The organism is Sodalis glossinidius str. 'morsitans' (genome assembly GCF_000010085.1).
Lineage (GTDB): Bacteria > Pseudomonadota > Gammaproteobacteria > Enterobacterales > Enterobacteriaceae > Sodalis > Sodalis glossinidius.
The window spans coordinates 3,931,566-3,949,197 of the sequence record NC_007712.1 but is presented as its reverse complement, the minus strand read 5'-3'; the positions used below and the strand labels follow the sequence as shown (position 1 = coordinate 3,949,197).

At 56.6% G+C, this 17,632-nt stretch carries 18 protein-coding genes and 5 pseudogenes; 16 read left to right on the top strand and 7 right to left on the bottom strand.

The annotated features are described in order from the left end of the window. Nucleotides 1-54 precede the first annotated feature (54 nt). Nucleotides 55-276, bottom strand: coding sequence for a YheU family protein (locus SGP1_RS20950; RefSeq protein ID WP_011412106.1), 222 nt, complete (start codon nt 274-276; stop codon nt 55-57). Between the two features lie 128 nt (nt 277-404). Between SGP1_RS20950 and SGP1_RS20945 the strand changes: the two are divergent. Further along, a pseudogene (locus SGP1_RS20945) lies at nt 405-991 on the top strand (LysE family translocator). A 124-nt stretch (nt 992-1,115) separates the two neighbouring features. On the opposite strand, the gene SGP1_RS20940 reads toward SGP1_RS20945, so the two are convergent. Then, the gene (locus SGP1_RS20940) at nt 1,116-3,035 is read right to left on the bottom strand and encodes an ABC transporter ATP-binding protein (RefSeq protein WP_011412104.1); all 1,920 of its coding nucleotides are present in this window, start codon (nt 3,033-3,035) and stop codon (nt 1,116-1,118) included. Nucleotides 3,036-3,165: 130 nt separating this feature from the next. Here SGP1_RS20940 and kefG point away from each other — a divergent pair. The 4 genes and pseudogenes from kefG to slyD all read left to right on the top strand — a co-directional run. Further along, nucleotides 3,166-3,600: pseudogene (kefG, locus tag SGP1_RS20935) on the top strand (glutathione-regulated potassium-efflux system ancillary protein KefG); the annotation flags it as partial. Then, nucleotides 3,599-5,343: pseudogene (gene kefB, locus SGP1_RS20930) on the top strand (glutathione-regulated potassium-efflux system protein KefB). The pseudogenes kefG and kefB, both read left to right, overlap by 2 nt. Next, nucleotides 5,327-5,530: a YheV family putative zinc ribbon protein gene (locus tag SGP1_RS20925; RefSeq protein ID WP_011412102.1), complete on the top strand. Its 204-nt coding sequence runs from the start codon at nt 5,327-5,329 to the stop codon at nt 5,528-5,530. The pseudogene kefB and the gene SGP1_RS20925 overlap by 17 nt, the downstream one beginning before the upstream one ends. Before the next feature lie 93 nt (nt 5,531-5,623). Continuing rightward, nucleotides 5,624-6,142, top strand: coding sequence for a peptidylprolyl isomerase (gene slyD / locus SGP1_RS20920; protein WP_011412101.1), 519 nt, complete (start codon nt 5,624-5,626; stop codon nt 6,140-6,142). 42 nt (nt 6,143-6,184) lie between these two features. Here the strand turns inward: slyD and SGP1_RS20915 are convergent, their stop codons facing one another. Next, a complete protein-coding gene (locus tag SGP1_RS20915) occupies nt 6,185-6,403 on the bottom strand; it encodes a protein SlyX (protein ID WP_011412100.1) in 219 nt (72 codons plus the stop codon). Nucleotides 6,404-6,726: 323 nt separating this feature from the next. On the opposite strand from SGP1_RS20915, the gene fkpA reads away from it, so the two are divergent. The 9 genes from fkpA (at nt 6,727) to tuf (ending at nt 14,160) form a co-directional block, all read left to right on the top strand. Continuing rightward, nucleotides 6,727-7,569, top strand: a complete 843-nt coding sequence (gene fkpA / locus SGP1_RS20910; RefSeq protein ID WP_011412099.1) for an FKBP-type peptidyl-prolyl cis-trans isomerase — start codon at nt 6,727-6,729, stop codon at nt 7,567-7,569. Nucleotides 7,570-7,850: 281 nt separating this feature from the next. Then, nucleotides 7,851-8,573 carry a helix-turn-helix transcriptional regulator gene (locus tag SGP1_RS20905; RefSeq protein ID WP_011412098.1) on the top strand — a complete coding sequence of 241 codons (723 nt, stop codon included), beginning with the start codon at nt 7,851-7,853 and terminating at the stop codon, nt 8,571-8,573. Continuing rightward, nucleotides 8,570-8,962, top strand: coding sequence for a sulfurtransferase complex subunit TusD (tusD, locus tag SGP1_RS20900; RefSeq protein WP_011412097.1), 393 nt, complete (start codon nt 8,570-8,572; stop codon nt 8,960-8,962). The genes SGP1_RS20905 and tusD overlap by 4 nt, the downstream gene beginning before the upstream one ends. Nucleotides 8,963-8,969: 7 nt before the next feature. Beyond that, nucleotides 8,970-9,329, top strand: coding sequence for a sulfurtransferase complex subunit TusC (gene tusC, locus SGP1_RS20895; protein WP_011412096.1), 360 nt, complete (start codon nt 8,970-8,972; stop codon nt 9,327-9,329). Nucleotides 9,330-9,343: 14 nt separating this feature from the next. After that, nucleotides 9,344-9,631: a sulfurtransferase complex subunit TusB gene (gene tusB, locus SGP1_RS20890; protein WP_011412095.1), complete on the top strand. Its 288-nt coding sequence runs from the start codon at nt 9,344-9,346 to the stop codon at nt 9,629-9,631. Nucleotides 9,632-9,764: 133 nt separating this feature from the next. Then, complete coding sequence (rpsL, locus tag SGP1_RS20885) at nt 9,765-10,139, top strand: 30S ribosomal protein S12 (RefSeq protein WP_011412094.1); 375 nt, start codon at nt 9,765-9,767, stop codon at nt 10,137-10,139. A gap of 93 nt (nt 10,140-10,232) precedes the next feature. Then, entirely contained in the window at nt 10,233-10,703 is a 471-nt protein-coding gene (gene rpsG / locus SGP1_RS20880) for a 30S ribosomal protein S7 (protein WP_011412093.1), read from the top strand. 94 nt (nt 10,704-10,797) lie between these two features. Beyond that, nucleotides 10,798-12,903 carry an elongation factor G gene (gene fusA / locus SGP1_RS20875; RefSeq protein WP_011412092.1) on the top strand — a complete coding sequence of 702 codons (2,106 nt, stop codon included), beginning with the start codon at nt 10,798-10,800 and terminating at the stop codon, nt 12,901-12,903. Nucleotides 12,904-12,975: 72 nt separating this feature from the next. After that, a complete protein-coding gene (gene tuf, locus SGP1_RS20870) occupies nt 12,976-14,160 on the top strand; it encodes an elongation factor Tu (RefSeq protein WP_011409992.1) in 1,185 nt (394 codons plus the stop codon). Nucleotides 14,161-14,358: 198 nt separating this feature from the next. On the opposite strand, the gene SGP1_RS32195 is transcribed toward tuf, so the two are convergent. The 4 genes and pseudogenes from SGP1_RS32195 to SGP1_RS20855 all read right to left on the bottom strand — a co-directional run bounded on the left by SGP1_RS32195 (nt 14,359) and on the right by SGP1_RS20855 (nt 16,380). Beyond that, nucleotides 14,359-14,598 (bottom strand): hypothetical protein, encoded by a 240-nt coding sequence (locus SGP1_RS32195; protein ID WP_198408755.1) that lies wholly within the window; start codon nt 14,596-14,598, stop codon nt 14,359-14,361. 3 nt (nt 14,599-14,601) lie between these two features. Further along, nucleotides 14,602-15,296: pseudogene (locus SGP1_RS32190) on the bottom strand (MFS transporter). Nucleotides 15,297-15,388: 92 nt separating this feature from the next. After that, nucleotides 15,389-15,670: a hypothetical protein gene (locus tag SGP1_RS20860; protein ID WP_050747890.1), complete on the bottom strand. Its 282-nt coding sequence runs from the start codon at nt 15,668-15,670 to the stop codon at nt 15,389-15,391. Between the two features lie 347 nt (nt 15,671-16,017). Beyond that, nucleotides 16,018-16,380 carry a hypothetical protein gene (locus SGP1_RS20855; RefSeq protein WP_041867267.1) on the bottom strand — a complete coding sequence of 121 codons (363 nt, stop codon included), beginning with the start codon at nt 16,378-16,380 and terminating at the stop codon, nt 16,018-16,020. Between the two features lie 270 nt (nt 16,381-16,650). On the opposite strand from SGP1_RS20855, the gene bfd reads away from it, so the two are divergent. Further along, the gene (gene bfd, locus SGP1_RS28550; RefSeq protein ID WP_083765018.1) at nt 16,651-16,845 is read left to right on the top strand and encodes a bacterioferritin-associated ferredoxin; all 195 of its coding nucleotides are present in this window, start codon (nt 16,651-16,653) and stop codon (nt 16,843-16,845) included. Nucleotides 16,846-16,919: 74 nt separating this feature from the next. Beyond that, nucleotides 16,920-17,398, top strand: a pseudogene (gene bfr, locus SGP1_RS20850) (bacterioferritin). The last annotated feature ends 234 nt before the right edge of the window (nt 17,399-17,632 follow it).

Genomic DNA, 17,632 nt, shown 5'->3' with positions numbered 1-17,632 from the left:
CTCGTTTCCGCCGTGCGTTAGCCGGGAGCGGGGTTGACCGCACCGGCGGCGCCGCTAATAGGGACGATATTGGCCGCGCGGCATAATGTTAATGCTTTCATGCAGTTCCGACCACACCAGCACCGCTTCGCCGGATTGCACCTGGCGTAACACATCCGCGACCTTTTGCTGCAGGCTTTTTTCCTGTAAGCCATAATCCGTGCCTTCGCGCAGCACAAACGATTCGATCAAATTATACAGCGTGGTGGGATCAATCTGTTGCCAGGGAATGATCATGATCGGTATTTCTCCAGTGGTTGGCGGGCCGGCGGCGCGACGAAAATTCACCGACAATTCGCTTGTCGAATCGGCACCGCGCTGTTAATTTCATAAACGTCATTGCCGGGAGCAATAGTGCGGGATATATGGAGCTGGGTCTGTTTTTATCGATGCTGGGTTTTCTCTGGGTTGCCGCTATCACTCCCGGTCCAAATAATATGCTGCTTACCGCCTCGGCCGCCCATTTCGGCTTTTGGCGTTCCATGCCGCTGATGCTCGGCATGCAGTGCATGCTGCTGCTGGCCTGCGGCGTCGGTAGCCTCATCACGCTCTATCCCGCCCTGCATTCTACGCTAAAAGTGGCCGGCAGCCTCTACTTGCTGTGGCTTTGTTGGAAAATCGCGACCGCCGTTTATGAAAAGCTGGATACCGATACGGCGCCGCTGCAGCCGGTGCCATTTTATCAGGGCGGCCTGCTACAGTTTCTCAATCCGAAGGCGTGGCTGATGGCCCTGGGCGCGGTGGCCAGCTTTAGCCTGGCCGGGGAAGCGTACGCGGGTTCGGTGATGGCGATAAGCATCGGTATCGCCGCCGTCAATATTGTCTCGGGCGCCATCTGGCTGGCCTTTGGCACGGTGATTGGCCGCTGCTGAAAAGCCGGCGTGCCTGGACGCTATTCAATCTGGCCATGGGGCTGCTGACCGCCGCCTGTGTCGTGCTGATTTGGCGTTAAGCGCGGTCTGCGCGTTACCCCTCTGGCCCCGCGCGAGGTTTGCTCGCTACTTTCAGGCGCTGCGCACGGTGCGTGCGCTGCCACTGAAGCGCTCTGCCTATCGTCGCTTTGGTGTTGAGTGCGGCTACTCTGCGTCGAACGCCTTTGTCAGCGCCTCCAATTGTTCCTGCGCTTCCAGCCAGCCCAGCTCTGCCTCCTCCAGCGCCGATTTGAGTTTACCTTGTCGCTGCAGGCAGTCGTTTAGCTCGCTTTTGCGCGCGTTGTCGTACAGTGTGCTGTCGCCAAGCTGGCCTTCGACCTCGGCCAGTTCCGCCCCCAGCGAAGCCAGTTGTTGCTCATAGCGACCGATGGCCTGACGCAGCGGTTGGGTCTCTTTGCGGAATTCCGCCTCGCGCCGTTTCTGATCTTTGCGCGTCTGTGCCGTGTTCACGGTGGCAGGTGGGGCGTCCGTATCGTTATTTTGCCCGCGCGGCCGCTGTTGTTCCGCCAGCCACTGCTGATAATCCTCCAGATCGCCATCGAAGGGCGCGACCTGACTATCATGCACCAGATAAAATTCGTCAGTGGTGGAACGCAGCAGATGGCGATCGTGGGACACCACAACCAGCGCGCCGTCGAAGTCGATCAGCGCTTCGGTCAGCGCCTGACGCATGTCCAGATCCAGATGGTTGGTGGGTTCATCAAGCAGCAGCAGATTAGGACGCTGCCAGACAATTAATGCCAACACCAGCCGCGCTTTCTCGCCGCCGGAAAAACGCGCCGTCTGCTCCGTCACTTGGTCGCCCTGGAAACCGAAGCCGCCCAGAAAATCGCGCAGCGACTGCTCATACGCCTTCGGCGCCAGCCGGCTGAGGTGCTGCAGCGGCGTCTCATCGGCGCGCAAGAACTCCAACTGGTGCTGGGCAAAGTAGCCAAGCTTAATGCCTTTTGCCAGCGACAGCGTCCCTGACTGCGGCGCCAGGGTTCCGGCCAGCAGCTTGATAAGCGTCGATTTACCGGCGCCGTTGCGCCCCAGCAGACCGATGCGTGAACCGGGTACCAAGTTAAGCTTAATAAAGTGTAAAATCAGGTTATCGCCATAGCCGGCGCTGACCTTCTCCATCGCCAGCAGGGGATTTAGCAAATTCTCCGGCGCGCGAAAACTGAACTGGAAGGGATTATCCACATGGGCCGGCGCGATGAGTTCCATCCGTTCCAGCATCTTGATGCGGCTTTGCGCCTGCTTGGCCTTGGTCGCTTTGGCGCGAAATCTGTCGATGTAGTGCTGCAAATGAGCCACTTTTTCCTGCTGGTGCTGGTAGAGCGACTGTTGCTGAGCCAGTTTGGTCGCGCGCTGTAGCTCAAACGATGAATAGTTGCCGGCGTACTCATTCAGGGTCTGTTGCTCGATATGCAAGACCCGGTTAATGATAGGGTCAAGGAAATCCCGGTCGTGGGAAATCAGGATAAGCGTGCCGGGGTAATTTCTCAGCCACTTTTCCAGCCAGATGATCGCATCCAAATCCAGATGGTTGGTGGGTTCGTCCAGCAGCAGCAGGTCGGAGCGGCATATCAGGGCCTGCGCCAGATTCAGACGCATACGCCATCCGCCGGAGAATGCCCGTACCGGCTGCGTCAGCTGCGGTTGGCTGAAGCCGAGACCGCTCAATAGGCTGGCGGCGCGGGCGCGAATCGTCCAGGCGTCTATCGTGTCCAGTTTACCGTGTAGCGTGGCGATGGCATGTCCGTCATTTTTTTCATTGGCAATAAGTAATTCAGATTCAAGCTGACGATATTCCCGGTCGCCATCGATAACATACTCCAATGCCGGCACGTCCAGCGCGGTGGTTTCCTGATTGACCCAGGCCATCGCCCAATTCGCGGGCAGGTTAACGCTGCCGGCGTCGGCGCTGAGCTCTTTTTTCAGAAGCGAGAGCAGCGTGGATTTGCCACAGCCGTTTTTGCCGACCAGCCCGACTTTTTGCCCCGGATTGACCGTAGCGGTGGCGTTGTCCAACAGTACGAGGGTACCGCGACGAATTTGCAACGAGGAGAAAACGATCATAAAGCGCCGTAGTTAAGGTATGTTAAATTGACATAGTTGAATGTTAAACAGGATATCGCGTCCTGATGTTTACGTTGCGAAGCATAGTAGCGGAAATCCTGCTGCCTGACGACGCTTTAGAGGGGAATTGATCGCTGAGCCGCCCAAAGTTTTGCTGTTTTACGCGCATCCTGATGCCCAGGATTCGGTGGCGAACCAGGTGTTACTCAAGGTCGCGGCAACGCTCAATCATGTCACCGTACATGAATCTGTATGCGCATTATCCGGATTTTTTTATCGATATACCTCACGAACAGCAGCTACTGCGTGATCACCAGGTAATCGTGTTCCAACACCCGTTATACACTTACAGCTGCCCGGGATTGCTCAAGGAGTGGCTGGATCGCGTGCTGACCCGCGGCTTCGCCAGCGGCGTCGGCGGCAACGCGCTGGCCGGCAAACATTGGCGGTCGGTTATCACCACCGGCGATGCCGAGAGCGCCTATCAGACCCGCGGCGCGTTAGGGGTGGAGAGACAGATATCCTGCGTCTTTTCGCTCTGACCGCAGCACTGTGCCGCATGCATCGGCGCAGTGCTGGGCTATCTGGCCGCCGGCATCGCCATCGACCCCTGGGGCCTGGGCTTTATTCGCGATGTCGATGAGATACTGCATTTCTCGGAGCTGGGGGTGGTGTTCTTGATGTTCATCATCGGCCTGGAGCTGAACCCCGCCAAGCTCTGGCACCTGCGGCACTCGATATTCGGCGTCGGCGCCGCGCAGGTAGCCATCACCGCGGTGCTGCTGGGTGCCGCGCTTACCTTTACCGGTATGCGCTGGCAGGCGGCGCTTATCGGCGGCATTGGCATCGCCATGTCCTCTACCGCCATTGCGCTGCAGTTGATGCGCGACAAAGGCATGAACCGCAATGAGGGCGGCCAATTGGGGTTTTCGGTGTTACTGTTTCAGGATATGGCGGTGATCCCGGCACTGTCTCTGATTCCCTTTCTCGCAGGCTGCGCCGGCGGGCACGGCGATTGGATGAAGATCAGCATTAAACTGGCGGCATTCTTTGGAATGCTGGTCGGCGGGCGCTTCCTACTGCGGTCGCTGTTTCGCTATATCGCCTCGGTGAACGTGCACGAGGTGCTTACCGCCGCCAGCCTGCTGTTGGTGCTGGGTGCCGCGTTATTCATGGATTTGCGTGGCCTGTCGATGGCCCTTGGCACCTTTATCGCCGGCGTGCTGCTGGCTGAAAGCGAGTACCGCCATGAATTCGAGATCGCTATTGAGCCGTTCAAGGGGCTGCTGCTGGGATTGTTTTTTATCTCGGTCGGCATGGCGCTGAACCTGGGGATCCTGTATGTGCACGTCCTGACAGTGCTGGCCGGCGTCGCCATCCTGGTGGCCATCAAGGGAACGGTGTTGTATATCCTGGCGCGCCTGTCGGGGCTGAAACGTTCGGTCCGGCTGCAATTCGCCGGCGTACTGAGCCAGGGCGGGGAATTTGCCTTCGTTTTGTTCTCGGCGGCCTCGGTGCAGAAAATCCTCACCGGCGATCAATTATCGTTATTGCTGGTGATCGTCACCTTGTCGATGATCACCACCCCGATATTGATGCAATTGATCGATCGTATCCTGGTCCGGCGTTATAATGCAGTAGAAGAAAACGATGAAAAACCCTTCGTCAACGACGATGACCCGCAGGTTATCATTGTCGGCTTCGGCCGTTTCGGTCAGGTGATAGGTCGCCTGCTGATGGCAAATAAAACCCGTATTACGGTGCTTGAGCGTGATATCAGCGTGGTCAGCTTGATGCGCGGCTATGGTTATAAAGTGTATTACGGCGATGCCACCGAACTGGAGCTGTTGCGGGCGGCGGGAGCGGAGAAGGCCAGAACGATCGTCGTTGCGGCCAATACGCCTGAAGATAATATGGCCATCATCCGCCTGTGCCAGCAGCATTTTCCCCAGTTGCAGATTTTGGCGCGCGGGCGTGTCGAAGCGCATGAGCTACTGCAGGTCGGCGTGTCGCGATTTTCAAGGGAAACGTTCTCCAGCGCTTTGGAGCTGGGGCGCAAGGTGCTGCAATCGTTAGGTATGCATCCACATCAGGCCTACCGGGCGCAGCAGCATTTCCGCCGGCTGGATATGCGCATGCTGCGTGAGTTGATGCCCCAGGAGGAGGGGGGCACAGTTCGCGTGTAAAGGAAGCGCGGCGCGAACTGGAAGACATTTTCCAGCGCGAGATGCAACAGGAGCAGCGGCTGCTCGACGGCTGGGGCGAGGATGATCAACAGGGAGAACGACCCTATGACAGCAAAGCGTAAACGCTTCATCGCCGGCGCCACCTGTCCCGTCTGCCACAGCGCTGATACGCTGGCGGTATGGCGTGAGGATAATAGCTATCGGGTGGCTTGCGTCAAGTGCGGCTATACCCAGGGGCAGGACGACGACATGATTAGCGCAAAACGACCGGATAAAGAAAACATTATTGGTATTTTTCATCCGGAGTAATGTTATTAGCAGCTTTTTTACGGCTAAAGCGTACATACGTGCGGTTTTTAGTTAGAATCAGCGCCAAATGAGTTTCCAATGGTGGGAGAGAGCATGAAAGTAGCAAAAGATCGGGTGGTCAGTCTGGCCTACCAGTTGAGAACAGAAGACGGTGTGTTGGTCGATGAATCCCCGGTGAGCGCACCGTTGGAGTACCTCCATGGCCACGGCTCGCTGATTTCTGAGCTGGAAAAAGCGCTGGATGATCGCGGTGCGGGAGACATCTTCGATATCAGCATCGAAGCCAATGATGCTTACGGCCCTTACGATGAAAATCTGGTGCAGCGCGTACCCAAAGATGTATTCATGGGCGTCGACGAACTGGAAGTGGGAATGCGTTTCCTTGCCGAAACGGATCAGGATCAGGTACCGGTCGAAATTACTGAAATCGATGGCGATCATGTCGTGGTTGACGGTAATCCTATGCTGGCTGGCCAGAACCTCAACTTTCATGTGGAAGTCATCGCCATTCGCGAAGCCACCGCGGAAGAGCTGGCCCGCGGCCATGTCCATGGTGCGCACGGCCATGATCACGACCATGACCACGGTGATGGCTGCTGCTGCGGTCACTAAGCATGGGGTTCGGGACCCTGAGCGGGCCCCGGCCTCACCCGCTCAGTAATGGGGCGGGGGCGTTTCCTCGCTTTGCGAGGCGATGATTGAGGTGTTCTGCTCGCGCAATTTGTCCGACAGCAGGCGCAATTGCTCCTGTAGTCGGCTGATATCGCGCTGGTGGGCCACCACCGTCTGATTCAGTTCCTCAATCGTGACTTCCTGGAAAGCAACCCGTCCCTCTAACACTTCCAGACGCTGTTCCAGCTGCGATAGTTCCATCCTATTCCCCTCTCGGTACCGATCAAGACCAATGAAACCGGTGTCGCACCGTTCCCATTCCGCGGTTTGCTTCGCGCGGGCAATCTCAGTAGATTCTACCTTGCTTTACGAAGATCGCCCGCACAAAGGTCATCATTAGGCGGCGATATCAAACCAGGCCGCAATGAAATTGCATTATCAGGAAACTTCTTGTTGTAAAAAAAGCCCCAGAAAGGGTTAAGCAACCGGCATAGCGATTGTGTTGTGTTTATGCTTACAGCTATAGTATTTGCCTGACTTTGCTATCGACCCTCGGGACCGCTTACCCAGGAAAATGGAGATTTATGAAATCATTGATTAAAGTATCGCTGCTGGCCTCTACTATGGCATTTGCCTTTAACACGAGCAACGCCCTGGCCGCCGATGCGGCGCCTAGTGCTACCCCGCTGGCGACCGCAGCACCCGCCAGCGTCACCTCGGACAAATTCAAAAGCAGCGAAGATCAGGCCGCCTATGCCCTGGGCGCCTCCCTGGGACGTTACATGGATAATTCGCTGAAAGAGCAGGAGAAGCTGGGTATCAAGCTGAGTAAAGATCAGCTGATCACCGGCGTTCAGGACGCTTTCGCCAACAGCAGCAAGCTGTCCGATCAGGAAATTGAAGCCACGCTGCAAAGCTTTGAAGCGCGCGTGAAGCAGGCCGCCCAAACCAAAATGGAGCAGGAGGCCAAGGACAACGCCGCCAAAGGCGACAAATACCGCGTCGACTACGTCAACGAAAAGGGCGTGAAGAAAACCGCCAACGGCGTCCTGTATAAAGTGGATAAGGCCGGCACCGGCAACGCGCCGACCGATAGCGATACCGTCGTGGTGAACTATAAAGGCACCCTGGTCGACGGGACGGAATTCGATAATTCCTACAAGCGCGGCGAGCCTCTGTCCTTCCGCCTGGACGGCGTTATTCCTGGCTGGACCGAAGGGCTGAAACACATTAAGAAAGGCGGGAAAATACAGCTGGTTATCCCGCCGGAGCAGGCTTACGGCAAGACCAGCGTTCCCGGTATCCCGGCCAACTCGACGCTGGTGTTTGATGTGGAACTGCTGGACATCAAACCGGCCCCGGCCGCCCCGGCCGCCGGCGACGCCGATGCCGGTCAGTCCCCGGACGCGGGCGCGCAGCAGAAATAACGCTGCCGTCCCACCCAAAAGGGCCGCTGCCCGTATGCGTTTTGCAAGCCATCCCCGTGGGATGGCTTTTTTTTCGCCGCGCTGCCGGCCAAACGCTTCCACCGTTTATGGCTGCCGCGCGCGGTGGGCGGATAATATCACTGCCGAATAATAAAAAACTTCACCAAACACAAGGACAGTGTTTTGCCGGATTTGCTAGACTAGCGGCCGGATAACAGAATTACAGCCAAATCTGCCCGATACTATCCCGGCAGATTCACAACCACGGGTGGTATTTCCACATGTCTACGTCTCTTCCTCATTCTGATGCCGGCGAGCTGGATTTATTGGACGAACGTCCATTCAGCGCCGTGGATCATGAAATTCTCGCCTCTTATGAAGCCGTCGTGGATGGCCTGGCGATGCTTATTGGCGGACATTGCGAGATTGTATTGCACTCCCTGGAGGACCTGAAATGCTCGGCCGTGCGTATCGCCAACGGCGAACATACCGGGCGTAAAGTGGGGTCACCGATATCGGATCTCGCGCTGCGCATGCTGCATGATATGGCGGGAGAGGACAGCAGCGTCTCCCGCGCCTACTTTACCCGGGCCAAAAATGGCGTTCTGATGAAATCGGTCACCATTGCCATCCGCAATAGTGAGGAACGGGTGATAGGGCTGCTGTGCATTAACATGAATCTGGACGTACCCTTCTCGCAGATTATGCAAACCTTTATACCGCCGGAAACGCAGGACATTGCCACCTTGGTGAATTTTGCTTCCTCGGTTGACGATCTGGTGGCCCAGACGTTGGAGTTCACCATTGAGGAAGTCAACGCCGATCGCAACGTGTCCAACAACGCCAAGAACCGCCAGATCGTGCTCAATCTGTATGAGAAAGGCATCTTCGATATCAAAGACGCCATCAACCAGGTTGCCGACAGGCTCAACATCTCCAAGCACACGGTTTACTTGTATATCCGTCAGTTTAAGAGCGGTGATTTCGTGGGGCAGGAGCGATGAGCCTGGACTATTGCCTGATGGTCACCGGGCCGGCCTATGGCAATCAGCGCGCCAGCAGCGCGCTACAGTTCGCCCGGGCGCTGCTGGAGTGCGGCCACCGTCTCGGCACGGTGTTTTTTTACCAGGACGGCGTACATAACGCCAACCGCTTGAGTGCGCCCGCCGGCGATGAGGTGGATCTGGTGCGCGCCTGGCACGAGCTGGCGCAGCAGCATCAGGTGGCGCTGCATGTCTGCGCCGCCGCCGCCCTGCGTCGTGGCGTAACCGATGCCCTTCAGGCGTCGCTGCTTAAGCGTAGCGGCGAAAATCTTCAGCCCGGCTTTGAGCTCAGCGGCCTGGGCAGCCTGGTACAGGCGGCGCTCGGCTGCGATCGCTTTATCCAGTTCTAAGGCTTCCATGAACCGTATCGCATTTGTTTTCACCCACGGTCCGCACGGCGACGCCGCTGGACGGGAAGGGCTTGACGCGCTGTTGGCGACCTCGGCATTGGCGGAGGATATCGGTGTCTTTTTTATCGCCGATGGCGTATTGCTGTTGCTGGAGCAGCAGCAGCCGGCGCAAATCCTGGCGCGGGACTTTGTCGCCACCTTCGGCGTGCTCTCGCTGTATGATGTGGACAGTCTTTATCTCTGCGCCGAATCGGCGGCGGAGCGCGGTCTGGATGCCGATGCTGGCTGGGTATTGAACGCTGAATGGTTGTCGGCGGCGGACTGGCGCCAGCGTCTTAGCGCCTATGATACCGTGATGACGTTTTAACGCCGGAGGCGCCCATGCTGTATACCCTGAGCCGTTCTCCCTATGCCTGCGATCTGGCGGCGTTGCTGCGTATCGCGCAGCACGGCGACGACCTGCTGCTGCTGTCCGATGGCGTTATCGCCGGGCTCACCGGCTCACCGGCCGCGTGCGCGCTCGGTGCCTCTCCCCTGACGCTGCACGCGCTGGAAAACGATATTGTCGCTCGCGGTCTGTCTGCTCATCTTTCGCCCAACATCGCGATAATCAGTTATACTGATTTCGTCAGGCTGACCGAAAAACAGCCGCAGCAGATGGCGTGGTAAGCAAGGGTGAGTTGTATATTTCTTGACACCTTTACCCGTCAGCCATAAAATTCTGCGTCCTCGTACTTTGCCCCGCAGCATCACGAGGCGATTTATTACGTGTTTACGAAGCAAAACCCAGGAGCTTTATTGAATGGCAACGATTAACCAGCTGGTACGCAAACCGCGCTCCATGAAGGTTGCGAAGAGCAACGTTCCGGCGCTGGACGCCTGCCCGCAGAAACGTGGCGTATGTACCCGCGTATATACCACCACCCCGAAAAAACCGAACTCTGCGCTGCGTAAAGTATGCCGTGTTCGTTTAACCAACGGGTTTGAAGTTACCTCCTACATCGGCGGTGAAGGTCATAACCTGCAGGAGCACTCCGTGATCCTGATCCGCGGCGGTCGTGTAAAAGACCTGCCGGGTGTGCGTTACCACACCGTTCGTGGCGCGCTTGACTGCTCCGGCGTTAAAGACCGCAAGCAGGGCCGCTCCAAGTACGGCGTAAAGAAGCCAAAGGCTTAATGGTTCTCCGTTAAGTAAGGCCAAACGTTTTATTAACTTTGTCAAAGAACTCATTGAGTTTTGGACAACCCTGAATAACAACGGAGTATTTCCATGCCACGTCGTCGCGTCATTGGTCAACGTAAAATCCTGCCGGATCCGAAGTTCGGATCTGAGCTTTTGGCCAAATTTGTTAACATCCTGATGGTAGATGGCAAAAAATCTACCGCAGAAGCAATCGTCTATACCGCGCTGGAGACCCTGGCTCAGCGTTCTGGTAAAGGCCATCTGGAAGCTTTTGAAGTAGCCCTGGACAACGTGCGTCCGACTGTCGAAGTCAAATCGCGCCGCGTCGGTGGTTCTACTTATCAGGTGCCAGTAGAAGTCCGTCCGGTTCGCCGCAATGCCCTGGCAATGCGTTGGATCGTTGAAGCTGCTCGTAAACGCGGTGATAAATCTATGGCTCTGCGCTTGGCGAACGAACTTTCCGATGCAGCAGAAAACAAAGGTACTGCTGTGAAGAAACGTGAAGACGTTCACCGTATGGCAGATGCCAACAAGGCGTTCGCCCACTACCGCTGGTAATCGCACCGCAGTAGTCACGCTAACCCGGCGGACGCTCATGAGCTGTCCCAGCCGGGTTAGCTCGAAATGAACGCCCTAGTAATCGAGGATTCAAATGGCTCGTATAACCCCCATCGCACGCTATCGTAACATCGGTATCAGTGCACACATCGACGCGGGTAAAACCACCACGACTGAACGTATCCTGTTCTATACGGGTGTGAACCACAAGATCGGTGAGGTTCATAATGGCGCTGCCACCATGGACTGGATGGCGCAGGAGCAGGAACGTGGTATCACCATCACGTCCGCCGCAACCACCTGTTTCTGGGCCGGCATGGCCAAACAGTTTGATTCGCACCGCATTAACATCATCGACACCCCGGGACATGTTGACTTCACCATCGAAGTAGAACGTTCCATGCGCGTGCTCGATGGCGCCGTGATGGTTTACTGTGCGGTTGGCGGCGTGCAGCCGCAGTCTGAAACCGTGTGGCGTCAGGCAAACAAATACAAAGTGCCGCGTATCGCGTTCGTCAATAAAATGGACCGTATGGGCGCCAACTACCTGCGCGTCGTTGAACAGCTGAAAACCCGTCTGGCCGCTAACCCGGTTCCGATCCAGCTGGCTATCGGCGCGGAAGAAAAATTCACCGGCGTCGTCGACCTGGTGAAGATGAAAGCGATCAACTGGAGCGAAGCGGACCAGGGCGTGACCTTCACTTATGAAGACATCCCTGCCGATTTGACCGAGCTGGCCGACAAATGGCACCAGCATCTGGTGGAATCCGCAGCTGAAGCGTCTGAAGAGCTGATGGACAAGTACCTGGGCGGCGAAGAGCTGACCGAAGAAGAGATCAAACACGGTCTGCGTCAGCGCGTTCTGAACAACGAAATCATTCTGGTTACCTGTGGTTCCGCGTTTAAGAACAAGGGCGTGCAGGCTATGCTGGATGCGGTCATTGAGTATCTGCCGGCACCGACTGACGTTGCTGCCATTAACGGCGTACTGGAAGACGGCGAAACCCACGCTGAACGTCATTCCAGCGATGAAGAGCCGTTCTCGGCGCTGGCGTTTAAAATCGCCACCGACCCGTTCGTCGGCAACCTGACCTTCTTCCGCGTCTACTCCGGCGTCGTCAATTCCGGCGACACCGTGCTGAACTCGGTGAAGGACAAGCGCGAGCGTTTCGGTCGTATCGTACAGATGCACGCCAACAAGCGTGAAGAAATCAAGGAAGTGCGTGCCGGCGATATCGCCGCGGCCATCGGCCTGAAGGACGTCACCACCGGGGATACCCTGTGCGATACCTCCGCGCCGATCATCCTTGAGCGTATGGAATTCCCGGAGCCGGTTATCTCCGTTGCCGTGGAACCGAAAACCAAGGCCGACCAGGAAAAAATGGGTCTGGCACTGGGCCGTCTGGCGCAGGAAGACCCGTCTTTCCGCGTGTGGACCGATGAAGAATCCGGTCAGACTATCATCGCCGGTATGGGTGAACTGCACCTTGAAATCCTCGTCGACCGTATGCGTCGCGAATTCAACGTGGAAGCCAACGTCGGTAAGCCGCAGGTGGCCTACCGCGAAACGATCCGCTCCATTGTCGAGCAAGAAGGTAAATTTGTTCGTCAGTCCGGTGGTCGCGGTCAGTTCGGTCACGTTTGGCTGCGTATCGAACCGATGGAACCGGGTGGTAAAGGCTACGAGTTCCTGAACGAAATCGTCGGTGGTGTGGTACCGAAAGAATACGTTCCGGCGGTAGATAAAGGCGTTCAGGAACAGCTGAAAAGCGGTGTTCTGGCCGGTTACCCGATCGTAGACGTCCGTGTTGCCGCCTTCGATGGTTCTTACCACGAAGTCGACTCCTCGGAAATGGCGTTCAAGATTGCCGGTTCCATGGCGTTCAAAGAAGGCTTCATGAAGGCAAAACCGGTTCTGCTGGAACCCATCATGAAGGTCGAAGTTGAAACGCCTGAAGACTACATGGGTGATGTGATTGGTGACTTGAACCGTCGTCGCGGTATGATTGACGGTATGGAAGACACCACGACCGGTAAAACCGTTCGTGCGCAGGTCCCCTTGTCTGAAATGTTCGGTTATGCTACTGATCTGCGTTCACAGACTCAGGGCCGTGCTTCTTACTCCATGGAGTTCCTGAAGTACAATGAAGCACCGAACAACGTTGCTCAGGCCATTATCGAAACCCGCAGAGCCAAGTAAGCTTCAAGGGTTACAATTAATATCCCGTGCTCTCACCCCGTTGGTGAGAGCATAAGAGTAAGGAATATAGCCGTGTCTAAAGAAAAGTTTCAACGCACCAAACCCCACGTTAACGTCGGTACTATCGGCCACGTTGACCATGGTAAAACGACCCTGACTGCCGCCATCACCACCGTTCTGGCCAAGGCCTACGGCGGTAGCGCGCGCGCGTTCGATCAGATCGACAACGCGCCGGAAGAAAAGGCCCGTGGTATCACCATCAACACCTCACACGTTGAATACGATACCCCGACCCGCCACTACGCGCACGTAGACTGCCCGGGACACGCCGACTATGTGAAAAACATGATCACCGGCGCGGCGCAGATGGACGGCGCTATTCTGGTGGTTGCCGCGACAGACGGCCCGATGCCGCAGACCCGCGAGCACATCCTGCTGGGTCGCCAGGTCGGCGTACCGTACATCATCGTGTTCATGAACAAATGCGACATGGTCGATGACGAAGAGCTGCTGGAACTGGTAGAAATGGAAGTGCGCGAACTGCTGTCGCAGTACGACTTCCCGGGCGACGACACGCCGGTTATCCGCGGCTCGGCGCTGAAAGCGCTGGAAGGCGATGAAGCCTGGACCGCCAAGATCATCGAACTGGCAGAAGCGCTGGACAGCTACATTCCGGAACCGGAACGCGCCATTGACAAGCCGTTTCTGCTGCCGATCGAAGACGTGTTCTCCATCTCCGGCCGCGGTACCGTGGTCACCGGTCGTGTAGAGCGCGGCATCGTCAAAGTGGGTGAAGAAGTGGAAATCGTCGGCATCAAAGACACCACCAAAACCACTTGCACCGGCGTTGAAATGTTTCGTAAACTGCTGGACGAAGGCCGTGCCGGCGAGAACGTTGGCGTTCTGCTGCGCGGTACCAAGCGTGACGATGTAGAGCGTGGTCAGGTTCTGGCCAAGCCGGGCTCGATAAAGCCGCACACCCAGTTTGAATCAGAAGTTTATATTCTGAGCAAAGACGAAGGCGGCCGCCACACGCCGTTCTTCAAAGGCTACCGCCCGCAGTTCTACTTCCGTACGACTGACGTGACCGGTACCATCGAACTGCCGGAAGGCGTTGAAATGGTCATGCCTGGCGACAACATCAAGATGGTTGTTAATCTGATTGCCCCGATCGCCATGGACGACGGTCTGCGTTTCGCTATCCGCGAAGGCGGCCGTACCGTTGGCGCCGGCGTTGTTGCCAAAGTTATCGCTTAAGACAACACGTCTTACAGCCAATGCCGGCGTTAAGCCGGCAGTATAAAAGGGCGCCCGAGGCGCCCTTTTTTATGGTTGCGGCATCTGAGCGGCGGTTGCTGCCGCAGTCGGGTTCGCGGCACGCATTGGGCGTTGCGGCGCTATCGCGCCCGAGCGGGCACGGTGGTCCGATAAGTTTTCCGCTGGTTCACATCAACATTAGCGTATCTGATTGTCTCGCCACCTAAAGGCGTATAAGGCCACCATGGCCGCGGTAAATCCCGCCGCTGCGCCCAGGCCAAGCGCCCAGCGCGGGCCGAAATGATCGGCCACGCCACCGACAATAGGTGCGCCGATAGGCGCTCCACCCAAAGCGATGCCCAAACGCAGCGCCATCACCCTCCCGCGCATGGCCGGTTCGGCGGCAAGCAAGGCGCCCGATAAGGTACCGATAGCCATAATCTAGTACAACAGGCCAAAACCTCGGGCATCGGTATGGAACACGTTAACGGCCATCGTGGATATAAAGATGGGAAAATTTAGTCCAAAGGTGCCGATGAGCAACAACATGACCGGGATGACTTTTAAATCCGGACGGGACGCGACATAGCGGAACCCTTCCGTCAAACTTCCTCGGGTGCGACGCGCACGCGCATTCTCCTGCAGATCGGCGACACGTAGGAACGATAACGACACCAGTACCGCCAGGAAAGAGACGCCGTTAAGCAGAAAAGCCCAGCCGGTGCCGACCGAGGCAATAATGACGCCGGCGATGGCCGGTCCAACCACGCGCGCGCCGTTATACAGGGTCGAGTTAAGTGCCACGGCATTGGGCAAATCCGCATCACCCACCATTTCCGCGACAAAGGTTTGCGCACGGGGGCGTCGAACGTCGCCGCGCAGCCGAACAATAACGCGAAAAGATAAACATGCCAGAGTTGAACGACACCGAAAAGGGTCACCAGCGCAAGTATTCCCATCGACGCCTGGGTGGCGAGCAGAAGTCGATGTTGATTGAAATGGTCGGCCGCAAAACCGGTCCAGGGTAACAACAGTAGCTGTGGACCAAATTGTAACGCCATGACCGTGCCCACGGCCGAGGCATTATGCTGCGTGAGTTGGGTCATCACTAACCAGTCTTCCCCGGTGTTTTGCATCCAGGTGCCCAGATTGGAAACCAGGGCGCCGGCGGCCCACAGGCGATAATTGTAAAGCCGCAGCGAACGGAAAACCCCGCTTGTCGGGGAATTCATCGCCGTTGAACCGGATTCACGCCCTGCAGGCGGCCGAAATGCACAGCCAGAAACAGCGCCATTGCCAGCATGCCGAACCCGAAAGCGGCGGCGGCAATGCGGATGTCGAAATTGCCAATACGACAGAGAAACACATAACCGAGAACCAGATTAATCCACCCCCAAAGTACGTTGACCGGCGCGGAGGAAAGCCCGCGCGCCCTTGGTTTGGCAAAGGGGGTTGGGAACGCGTGGCCCGTCAAACCGCTGCAAAGGTGGGGCACAGCATTGCTAAGCAAGAGCCCGCCAGCGAACCAGGAAAACCAATAATGCTACATCAAAGATCTCCTTTCGGATCGCCAACGGTAGGGTGCGAGTTTGTTCCACGCTGATTCAGTCGGCCGCGAAAAGGCATCATCTATAGGGTAATTGCACGCTTTAACGGCCGTTCACGTAGCGCCAACCGCCAGGCTAAGGTTGAAAGCCCATAGGCCGGGTACCCCGCGATCTCATGCCGGTCGCGCGTGGCGACGCCTGTGAACGGAACGGGGAAACGGCATCGCCATCGGCGTTTGTCGCACCCCTTCGCGGTATCAGGCGCCACGTGCGTTGCTGCCATTATCCCTTTGCTCTGGCTAAGAACGGGTCAATAATCGGCAAGCCGCTTCAGCAACCTGACCGCGGCGGCGAGCTGAGCCTGCTCGGCGGCGGACGGCTGTGTTTCCAGGGCGCCGTGCAGCCAGTTGTTCTTCGCCGAGCGATGAGCCTGCAGCGCCACTACCGTGCTGCGCATAGACTGCGGACGCACGCTTTCGGCCCACGCCAGTGCTGACACGGTGGCGGGACCATCGCGATCCAGACGCAGCAACATCGATTTTTGCGCGGAGGTGAAATCGTTGGCCGGTGTTTGCTCGTGTAGCCGTCGCACCAGTTTACCCAGGGAAATACGCAGCTCGCCGGCCAACGCGGCTAAAGAAGTTTCTTCAGCGTTAAGATTAGGATTCGTCATACGCAGAGTATGGCCTGAACAGGGATAAACTGTACAGATTAACTGTTGATATTCATTTCCGCGCCTACAGGGCGCATAGCGTTCACAACACAGCGGCATTAACAACCGCCCGTGCAGAGATCGTTGCGTCCTGCCTATAAAAAAACTTCCTCATTAAGCGGTCTAGGATCAGCAGGTTAATCAACAAAACGCAAACAGCAATACTTTCGATATTGTAATGACACGCGTTCTCATCTAAATTGGCGTGAGATTAGCCAGTGAGTGCCAGCAATGTATGTTTGTTTATGTAATGCGGTAAGCGACAAAGCCATACGCGTCGCAGTGAGGCTGCACCAGCCCCAGACTTTCCAGCAATTGAAACGGTTGGTGCCGGTGGGTACTCAATGCGGAAAATGCGTTTGCGTCGCGCGCCGTATAATGGAGGATGAACTACAGCACATTGCGCCGTTGGAAAATATCGCCTAAAAAAGTAAGGTTATTCCTTTGCATTACTCTGTCGCGGTTATATTCTGATATAACACGCAACTGAGGAGCTTGTCATGAAAGGTGATGCACAGATTATCAACCATCTCAACAAGCTGCTTGGCAACGAGCTTGTAGCTATCAATCAGTATTTCCTACATGCCCGGATGTTCAAGAATTGGGGCCTGATGCGTCTCAACGATGTTGAATATCACGAATCCATTGACGAAATGAAACACGCGGATTGCTACATCGAACGCATTCTCTTCCTGGAGGGGCTGCCTAATCTGCAGGATTTCGGCCGGCTGAATATCGGTGAGGACGTGGAAGAAATGCTGCGCTCCGATCTCTATTTGGAATTGCAGGGCGCGCAAGATCTGCGTGAAGGTATCGTCTACGCGGACTCGATACGCGACTATGTGTCGCGGGACCTGATGATTGAAATCCTACCGACGAAGAAGAGCATATTGATTTTCTGGAAACCGAGCTGGCGCTTATTACCCGTATCGGCATTCAGAACCATCTGCAATCACAGTTGAAAGACGCCGCGCAATAAGCCGGGCCGCGATGGTCAATGTAACGGGGCGGCGGTGCCAGCTTCACTGCACCTCGCGCCGCTGCACAGGGCAGGGCGTCGCTTTCCTTTACCGTCCGCTGAGGGCAAGAGGCTTGGCGCATAACGTCAAGACCTTTCCACCGTACGCCCAGAAGAGGGGACTTTGCGCCCTACTGTCTATCCGAATAATATCAACCTAATGCGGCCAGCGCCGAGCATGGTCATTTCCGCCGC

What these genes read in the sequence shown, in the direction of transcription:
- tusC (WP_011412096.1), top strand. Translation starts at nt 8,970, where the DNA reads ATGAACCGTATCGCATTTGTTTTCACCCACGGTCCGCACGGCGACGCC.
- fusA (WP_011412092.1), top strand. Translation starts at nt 10,798, where the DNA reads ATGGCTCGTATAACCCCCATCGCACGCTATCGTAACATCGGTATCAGT.
- tusD (WP_011412097.1), top strand. Translation starts at nt 8,570, where the DNA reads ATGAGCCTGGACTATTGCCTGATGGTCACCGGGCCGGCCTATGGCAAT.
- rpsL (WP_011412094.1), top strand. Translation starts at nt 9,765, where the DNA reads ATGGCAACGATTAACCAGCTGGTACGCAAACCGCGCTCCATGAAGGTT.
- SGP1_RS32195 (WP_198408755.1), bottom strand. Translation starts at nt 14,598, where the DNA reads ATGGCTATCGGTACCTTATCGGGCGCCTTGCTTGCCGCCGAACCGGCC.
- SGP1_RS20925 (WP_011412102.1), top strand. Translation starts at nt 5,327, where the DNA reads ATGACAGCAAAGCGTAAACGCTTCATCGCCGGCGCCACCTGTCCCGTC.
- SGP1_RS20950 (WP_011412106.1), bottom strand. Translation starts at nt 276, where the DNA reads ATGATCATTCCCTGGCAACAGATTGATCCCACCACGCTGTATAATTTG.
- slyD (WP_011412101.1), top strand. Translation starts at nt 5,624, where the DNA reads ATGAAAGTAGCAAAAGATCGGGTGGTCAGTCTGGCCTACCAGTTGAGA.
- rpsG (WP_011412093.1), top strand. Translation starts at nt 10,233, where the DNA reads ATGCCACGTCGTCGCGTCATTGGTCAACGTAAAATCCTGCCGGATCCG.
- tusB (WP_011412095.1), top strand. Translation starts at nt 9,344, where the DNA reads ATGCTGTATACCCTGAGCCGTTCTCCCTATGCCTGCGATCTGGCGGCG.
- SGP1_RS20855 (WP_041867267.1), bottom strand. Translation starts at nt 16,380, where the DNA reads ATGACGAATCCTAATCTTAACGCTGAAGAAACTTCTTTAGCCGCGTTG.
- SGP1_RS20940 (WP_011412104.1), bottom strand. Translation starts at nt 3,035, where the DNA reads ATGATCGTTTTCTCCTCGTTGCAAATTCGTCGCGGTACCCTCGTACTG.
- fkpA (WP_011412099.1), top strand. Translation starts at nt 6,727, where the DNA reads ATGAAATCATTGATTAAAGTATCGCTGCTGGCCTCTACTATGGCATTT.
- bfd (WP_083765018.1), top strand. Translation starts at nt 16,651, where the DNA reads ATGTATGTTTGTTTATGTAATGCGGTAAGCGACAAAGCCATACGCGTC.
- SGP1_RS20915 (WP_011412100.1), bottom strand. Translation starts at nt 6,403, where the DNA reads ATGGAACTATCGCAGCTGGAACAGCGTCTGGAAGTGTTAGAGGGACGG.
- SGP1_RS20905 (WP_011412098.1), top strand. Translation starts at nt 7,851, where the DNA reads ATGTCTACGTCTCTTCCTCATTCTGATGCCGGCGAGCTGGATTTATTG.